The following is a 7,871-nucleotide window of genomic DNA, read 5'->3' on the forward strand; positions in this document are numbered from 1 at the left end:
TCCCGTTAAGTCTGGCGACTTTAACGGGAGTCCTCTTGCTCCATTAAGATAGATTCTCAGTTAATGGCGGTGCAGCACCAGATTAACCGATTTGAAGGTAATGCTGACCGTGTTGCCGCTTTTGAGATGGACTTGAAAAATGATGCTCAACGCAAGTCTCGTCGCTTTGAAGTGCTGCTGGTGAATCAAGAGTATCAACAAGCAGTGGATATGCAGATGCGATTATCTGTGGAAAAAGCCAATGCGATCGCTCATTTAGAATATCTGCGTAACCAGTTTAGTGTAGCGAAATTAGCAGCGAGATTGGCCATTGCTCAACAACTCTCTAATTTTGAATCTCGTGAATTAGTTGGTTTGTAGCCGTTTGGATCACAGGTGGGCAAAATGCCTGCCTGATTTTTGTTGGCTTTTGCCTGAGTATATGTAAAATAGTATCTTTCTTGATCCAGGCGATCGCTCATGGCCATCACTAAACGTCAGTTGCCAATATTTTTACGTTTTACCCAAAATCCCAATCTTTCACAGAAATTAATGCTGATTGGGATTGCCATTACTTTATTTTTCTTTTTTTTGGCATTCTTTGCTCCTGTCTTACAGGGTTGGGGATGGCTACAAAACCCTAGAGAGTTTCTGGCTAACCCTATCCAAGAACCACCATCAGCTAAATATTGGTTCGGGACGAGTCGCTTAGGACATGATGTATTTTCTCGCACATTGTTTGGCGCTCAAGCTGCGTTACAAGTAGTGATTTTAGCTACAGCACTCAGCATGATTATTGGTGTACCTTTGGGAATGCTAAGTGGCTATCTTGGCGGTAAATTGGATAAGGTGTTGCTGTTTGTCATGGATAGTATCTACACCTTGCCGGGGCTATTATTATCTGTGACACTGGCTTTTGTGGTGGGTCGGGGAATTTTAAATGCGGCGATCGCCATTAGTATTGCTTACGTTCCCCAATATTATCGGGTTGTCCGTAATCATACTGTCAGTGTGAAAACAGAAGTATTTATTGAAGCAGCTCAAGCAATGGGTGCTTCTACTTGGGTTGTATTATCTCGCTATCTCTTTTTTAACGTTATTCAAAGCGTACCTGTATTATTTACCCTCAACGCCGCCGATGCAATTTTAGTATTAGGCGGTTTAGGCTTTTTAGGATTAGGACTTCCCGAAGAAGTGCCTGAATGGGGTCACGACTTAAGACAAGCCCTAGAAGCCTTGCCCACAGGCATTTGGTGGACTACTCTCTTCCCCGGTTTAGCCATGACATTAATGGTAGTAGGGTTATCACTACTTGGTGAGGGGTTAAATGAGTTTGTCAATCCTCGATTACGGCGCGAGAATGGAATCCGGAAATAGTCCATCCTTGCTGAAAAAAATAAACTGGAGCGAAGTGACTGTTTCTGCGTCTGAATATTTGTTGATTTTATTACCGAGAGAACTGAGTGAAAGATAACATTTCCTTAATCGCCGCCGCTGCTGGTGGGTTCATGCTATCCGTTGCCTTAACTGGTCTGTTACACGGTACACCAGTGACAAATTGGCAGCAATCAAGTTTTCATTCGTCAATGGCGACTAATTTACACATCACGTCCAAAAATACAGAAGACTCAGAAATGTTTCGTACCAAAACGCCAAAAAACTAATACTATTTCTTTATCTGTATGGATGGATTTCTAAATATTCCTGGGGGTCTAATTTGCTAAGGAGTTAAAAGATAGATACCAATGCTTTAAAATCCAGCATTACATCCAAAACTGCAAACCCATTTTATATCTGGTTTTCTGAATTACGAATTGGTTTATATTTTATCAGGTGATTAATTCTCAAGTAATTGGTATTGATGTGGGGGGAACAGCAATTAAGCTAGGAAGGTTCCAACCAGATGGCACGTGCCTACAATCGTTGACTTTAGCAACTCCCCAACCATCGACACCAGAAGCGGTGCTGGTGGTTTTGATAGATGCGATCGCTCAAGTAGACCCGGACAATAAAGCTGTAGCTATTGGTGTGGGAACTCCTGGCCCTGCCGATAAAACAGGACGTATTGCCCAAATCGCCATCAACTTACCGGGATGGATAAATGTACCGTTGGCCGACTGGTTAGAAGCCAAAACAGGTAAACCTACGATTATTGCCAACGATGCCAACTGTGCAGGCTTGGCAGAAGCTTGGCTAGGAGCAGGGCGCCACTTTCAAAATCTTATTTTGTTGACCTTGGGAACTGGGGTTGGTGGAGCGATTATTTTGGATGGCAAACTGTTTGTGGGACATCAAGGCGCAGCCGGGGAATTGGGTTTGATTACCTTGAACCCCAATGGCCCCACGTGTAATAGTGGCAATCGAGGCTCTTTAGAACAGTATGGGTCAGTTGCCGCCATTCGTCAGCATACCGGCAAGGAACCCATGGAATTAGCCGCTCTTGCCCAAGCCGGAGATGTCTGTGCCTTGACTTTTTGGCAAGAATATGGTAAAGGTTTAGGTATTGGTTTAGCTAGTTTAATTTACGTTTTAACACCAGAAGCAGTTGTTATTGGTGGCGGTATTAGTGGTTGCTTTAAATTTTTTATCTCCGCAGCTAAAGCAGAAATTGAACAGCGAGTCATGCCCACATCTCGCGCCGGCTTACAAATTTTACCCGCTGAATTAGGCAACTCAGCTGGAATGGTGGGTGCAGCAAAATTGGCATCATCATTAGTCATTCATCATTAGCCATCTTCCCAGTTTCCTATGGTGCAAATTATTCCAGCCAGAGAAATCAGTCTTGATGAATTGGAAGAAAAGTTTGGTTTGCAACTGGCCTCAGATACCAATTTCTTTAGAGAGTGGCAAGATAATTTACCGACTCTCAATGATGTAGAACAGCAAGCAATTGAGCGAATTAAAAGCAATTATTTTAACTTAAATAAACGCCGTTTCATGTCAGAAGAGGCAGTGAAGATGGTAGTGCTGTCTCCTTTATTAGATTTAGCTGGATTTTATCAACCTCCTTTTGAGATTGAAACTGAAACTGCTATAGAAATCACTGCTGAAGACGAAGATTTGATTGTTAAAGGCAATATTGATGTTCTTGTCATTCAAAAACGTTTGTGGATACTGGTAATTGAATCAAAAAGCAGTAAATTTGATGTGATGATTGCTTTGCCTCAAGCACTCAGTTATATGCTGGCTAATCAAAATATTACACAACCAACTTTTGGTTTATTAATTAATGGTAGAGAGTTTGTTTTTGTCAAGCTAATGCAACAAGAACAACTTTATTATGCTCGTTCTTATGCTTTATCAATGGAACGCGATGCAGAATTACAGAAAGTAGTTAGTATATTAAAGCGTCTAGGAAGCTTGATAATTTAATCGACTTAGGAAGAGGCTAGTACCGCAAGGCGGAAGTCAAAAGAAGCCAGTGCGTTGGGCGGGTTCCCCGACTTGTAGCAACTGGCGTTCAAAAGTTTACCCTGAGCTTAGTCGTAAAGCCTACGGCATAGCTGCGCTTACCGCGTTAGCGTCTCCGAAGGAGAAGGGTCAAAAGTCAAAAAGCTTATTTTATAGGCTTTTTATTGATTTCAACTGGTCTGTTTATTTACGCCGACTTGTACTAGGGGCTAGCAATTAGTTATGATAAAGAATATCCCGTGGACTTTTGCACAAATTTTAAAACTTTTTCATAAGATTCTGGATTACTCACGGGGTTAATAATAATAGGAATCGTCCCATCAGGCAACCAAAAAGTTATCCTGTTATTAGGTTCTTGACAAAAGGAACTAATACAAGTGAGGTTAATTATATATTCATTTTTCTCATAAATGATTTTTACCCAATGGGCATTTTCCAGTTCTATACCTGTCACATATTCTAAATATTCTAAAACTTTTTCATAATCGTCTAAATTACTTTGGGGGTTAATCACAATGGGAATAGCACAATCAGGTAGCCAAAAAGTGACCCTGCCATTCTTTTCATAACAAAAAGCATTAACACGGTCAAAATTGACTACATATTCTTTCTTTTCGTAAAGGATTTTCACCCAGTACGCCACAACATCTCCTTAAGTTTGAAGTTTATGAATGATGCACCCTGTATATGTCTGAACAAAAGTCTCAAGCCCTAAGTTAATGTTGCTGTGCGTGGATTCAAAACCCAAAAAAGTGTTTTTCTTGAGTTTTGAATTTTTTAAGAAACTTCTACAGGTGTTGGTAATCCAGAAAGTGAATGAGTCCGGTTGATAGCAGCTTCCATGAATCCTTTAAATAAAGGATGAGGAGTGTTAGGACGGGAATGAAACTCTGGATGAAATTGGCAAGATATAAAGAAGGGATGTTGGGGAAATTCTACAATTTCCACTAAACGTCCATCGGGAGAAGTGCCACTAATTACATAACCAGATTCCAACAACATATTACGGTAATTATTGTTAAACTCATAGCGATGTCGATGGCGTTCGTCAACCACGTCTTGTTGATAAAGATTGTAAGCCAAAGTGTTGGGGACAAGACGACAAGGATAAAGTCCTAAGCGCATAGTTCCGCCTAAGTCCACCACATCGTGTTGTTCTGGCAACAGGTTAATAACTGGATTGGTGGTTTCGGGATCAAATTCGGAACTGTTAGCACCGATTAAGCCCTCGACGTTTCTGGCCCATTCAATCACGGAACATTGCATTCCCAAGCATAAACCCAAGAAGGGTATTTGGCGATCGCGTGCGTATTTAATGGCGGCAATTTTACCGTCTACACCCCGAATACCAAAACCTCCAGGTACTAAAATACCGTCAACACCTGCTAAATAAGTATCGGGGGATTCGTTTTCTATGTCTTCGGAGTTCACCCACCGCAAACGTAAATCTCCATAGGTAGCAATGGCTGCATGACGCAACGCCTCGACGACAGATAGATATGCATCACTTAACCGCACATATTTACCAACAATGGCAATTTCCACAGTGTGCTTGGGACTGTACAACCGTTCCACCATTGCTTGCCACTGCACCAGATTTGGTTGACGCTGTTCCATTTGCAGCAAATCTAATGCTTGTTCTGCCAGTCCTTCTTGTTCTAGAATTAGCGGTACTTCGTAAATACTGCTGGCATCTTGGGCAGTGATGACACATTCTTGGGGAACATCGCAAAATTCCGACAACTTGCGTTTTAATCCCACAGGTAACGAGCGATCGCACCGACAAACTAAAATATCTGGTTGAATGCCAATAGATCTCAGTTCTTTGACAGAATGCTGTGTAGGTTTAGTCTTCATTTCACCAGCCGAAGCTATCCACGGTACTAAAGTAACGTGCATATACAAGACATTTTGCCGTCCTACTTCCTTACGTAACTGGCGAATAGCCTCCATAAACGGCAGCGATTCAATATCTCCCACCGTACCACCAATTTCTGTAATCACTACAGATGGATTAGTATCTTCAGCAACCCGCAAAATTCTTTCTTTAATTTCGTTGGTGATGTGAGGGATAACCTGCACCGTACCGCCATTATAGTCTCCGCGTCGCTCTCGATTAATTACCGCTTGGTAAATCGAGCCAGTGGTAACACTGTTTAATCGCGACATTGAAGTATCGGTAAAGCGTTCGTAATGTCCCAAGTCTAAATCTGTTTCCGCACCATCCTGGGTAACAAACACTTCCCCATGCTGAAAAGGACTCATTGTACCTGGATCGATATTAATATAAGGATCGAGTTTCAAAATCGACACCGAATAATTGCGCGATTTCAGTAAACGTCCCAGACTTGCTGCTACAATGCCCTTACCAATACTGGAAACTACACCTCCAGTTACGAAAATAAACTTAGTCATAGTAGTTTGAATTTCTAGCAACTTCTCAAAATACATCCCGTCATTGTGCCACAGTCACTGTGGTTAAATCTTTGGTTCTGTTGTCGTGAAAAAACTTTTAGGATTAGTAATATCAGGCTGTATTGTTACCTCCTCTGTAGTAACCTTGGCAGAATCACCACTTTTAGTTGTTTATCCCCCAAACAACCATCAGACAAGTGCGGAAAAAATCTTTTTTATTGGCACAGCGCCAGCAGATGGACAGGTTCTCATCAATGGTAAGCCAATTAACCGCAGCAAAGCCGGTCATTTTGCCCCAAGTTTTCCCTTAGAAGTGGGCGAGAATCTCTTTACTGTATGCCACCAAAACCAAGAACTTCAGATTCAAGTTACAAGGCGTGCCACTCAGCCTGAATTGCCACAAGGGCTAGACTTTGCCAAAGATTCTCTCACTCCAGCAGCTGACATTGCCAGACTACCGGGAGAACTAATTTGTTTTAGCGCCATTGCACCCCCTAATGCCAGTGTATCTGTGAACCTGGCAAATCAAACAATTACTCTTGCACCCCAAACCCAACAAGTAAGTTTACCAAGTAATGCGGCTGCCCTCACGGGAAGTAACCAGCCTACCGCCCAGTTTATCCCAGGAAAGTATGAGGGTTGTACTACATTGCCACAACCTGGTTTCCTTACCTACGGTAACAACATCATGCCTGGTGCTGTGATCCCAGATGCCAGTAAAAATGTGGATTTGGGTAAACCAGAATTTCAACTTACACTCAATGGTAAGACGATAACTCAACCAGGGACTGGTCAAATTCAAATCCTCTCACCCTCAAACTTGCAAGTTGCTGAGGTGGTAGTAGATGCAGGGGTGGCACGTACTGGCCCCAGTACCGATTATTCTCGACTGACCCCACTACCTCACCGAACACGGGCATCAATTACTGGAAGAGAAGGTGAATGGCTACGCTTAGACTATGGCGGTTGGATTAATAGTCAGGAAACTCGCACTTTACCAGGTGCGATTCCGCCACATACCACCATTCGCAGTGTTGGATATCGCCGACTTTCTGATGCCACAGAGATAGTTTTTCCCTTACAAGTTCCTGTACCGATAAGTGTGCAACAAGGCGATAATAATTTCACCCTCACACTTTACAACACCACTGCCCAAACAGACACAATTCGTCTAGATGATGACCCTTTAATTTCTCGTCTAGATTGGCAGCAGGTAGCTCCAGGACAAGCGCAATACACCTTTAACCTCAAAAAAGCTCAACAGTGGGGATATAAGCTGAGATACGACAATACAACCCTGGTTTTAGCTTTACGTCATCCGCCGACAATAAAGCTTGAAAGACGCAATCCTTTATCTGGTATCAAGATTCTACTCGATCCAGGGCATGGAGGCAAAGAATCAGGTGCTATTGGGCCAAACGGATATACAGAAAAAGAAGTCAATTTAGTCGTATCCAAGTTATTGCGTGATGAATTGGTGAAACTAGGGGCCACAGTAGTCATGACTAGAGACACTGATGTTGAAGTTTCCCTAGGCGATCGCATGGCCATGATACATCGAGAATCACCTGCGATCGCCCTTTCCATACATTACAACGCCTTGCCTGATAGTGGTGACGCCGAGAACACCAAGGGAATCGGCACTTTCTGGTATCATCCCCAAGCTCATAGCCTAGCTATATTTATGCATAATTATTTAGTGAAAAGGCTAGATAGACCTTCCTACGGCGTGTTTTGGAATAATTTAGCCCTGACACGTCCCCATGCAGCACCATCGGTGTTATTGGAATTAGGTTTTATGATTAATCCTGAAGAATTTGAATGGATAGAAAATCGCCAAGAACAGAAAAAATTAGCTAGGGCTGTGGCTGATGGGGTTGTTGAGTGGTTTAAAACTAGGAAATAGGGGCTTTGATTAATGCTATTTTCAACGTGATCATGGTAAGGAATATGGATTTAATAAAATACAGAACCTCACCTTGCGAAGGAGAGGGGAGACTTTGACGCAAGTCGAATGGCACTAAGAAAAGCGGAAACCCTTATTGATTAAGCAGTCTGCAATTGTT

The 7,871-nt window shown here is 42.5% G+C and carries 8 protein-coding genes; 6 read left to right on the forward strand and 2 right to left on the reverse strand.

What is annotated here, in order from left to right; translation table 11 throughout:
* Positions 1-42 precede the first annotated feature (42 nt).
* The 5 genes from ACM0OT_RS23570 to ACM0OT_RS23590 all read left to right on the forward strand — a co-directional run bounded on the left by ACM0OT_RS23570 (position 43) and on the right by ACM0OT_RS23590 (position 3,351).
* Positions 43-360: a hypothetical protein gene (locus ACM0OT_RS23570; protein ID WP_414566807.1), complete on the forward strand. Its 318-nt coding sequence runs from the start codon at positions 43-45 to the stop codon at positions 358-360.
* 99 nt (positions 361-459) lie between these two features.
* A complete protein-coding gene (locus tag ACM0OT_RS23575) occupies positions 460-1,356 on the forward strand; it encodes an ABC transporter permease (protein WP_414566801.1) in 897 nt (298 codons plus the stop codon).
* 86 nt (positions 1,357-1,442) lie between these two features.
* Positions 1,443-1,643, forward strand: a complete 201-nt coding sequence (locus ACM0OT_RS23580; protein WP_414545809.1) for a hypothetical protein — start codon at positions 1,443-1,445, stop codon at positions 1,641-1,643.
* Positions 1,644-1,812: 169 nt separating this feature from the next.
* Positions 1,813-2,709, forward strand: a complete 897-nt coding sequence (locus ACM0OT_RS23585) for an ROK family protein (RefSeq protein WP_414566802.1) — start codon at positions 1,813-1,815, stop codon at positions 2,707-2,709.
* A gap of 18 nt (positions 2,710-2,727) precedes the next feature.
* Positions 2,728-3,351 carry a type I restriction endonuclease subunit R gene (locus ACM0OT_RS23590; RefSeq protein WP_414566803.1) on the forward strand — a complete coding sequence of 208 codons (624 nt, stop codon included), beginning with the start codon at positions 2,728-2,730 and terminating at the stop codon, positions 3,349-3,351.
* A 259-nt stretch (positions 3,352-3,610) separates the two neighbouring features.
* Here ACM0OT_RS23590 and ACM0OT_RS23595 read toward each other — a convergent pair whose 3' ends face one another.
* Both ACM0OT_RS23595 and ACM0OT_RS23600 read right to left on the reverse strand, forming a co-directional pair.
* Entirely contained in the window at positions 3,611-4,033 is a 423-nt protein-coding gene (locus ACM0OT_RS23595; protein ID WP_414566804.1) for a hypothetical protein, read from the reverse strand.
* Between the two features lie 134 nt (positions 4,034-4,167).
* A complete protein-coding gene (locus ACM0OT_RS23600; RefSeq protein WP_414566805.1) occupies positions 4,168-5,805 on the reverse strand; it encodes a CTP synthase in 1,638 nt (545 codons plus the stop codon).
* Positions 5,806-5,890: 85 nt separating this feature from the next.
* On the opposite strand from ACM0OT_RS23600, the gene ACM0OT_RS23605 reads away from it, so the two are divergent.
* Positions 5,891-7,711, forward strand: coding sequence for an N-acetylmuramoyl-L-alanine amidase (locus ACM0OT_RS23605; protein ID WP_414566806.1), 1,821 nt, complete (start codon positions 5,891-5,893; stop codon positions 7,709-7,711).
* Positions 7,712-7,871 lie beyond the last annotated feature (160 nt).

This window comes from Anabaena sp. CCY 9613 (genome assembly GCF_963920895.1).
GTDB lineage: Bacteria > Cyanobacteriota > Cyanobacteriia > Cyanobacteriales > Nostocaceae > Cyanocohniella.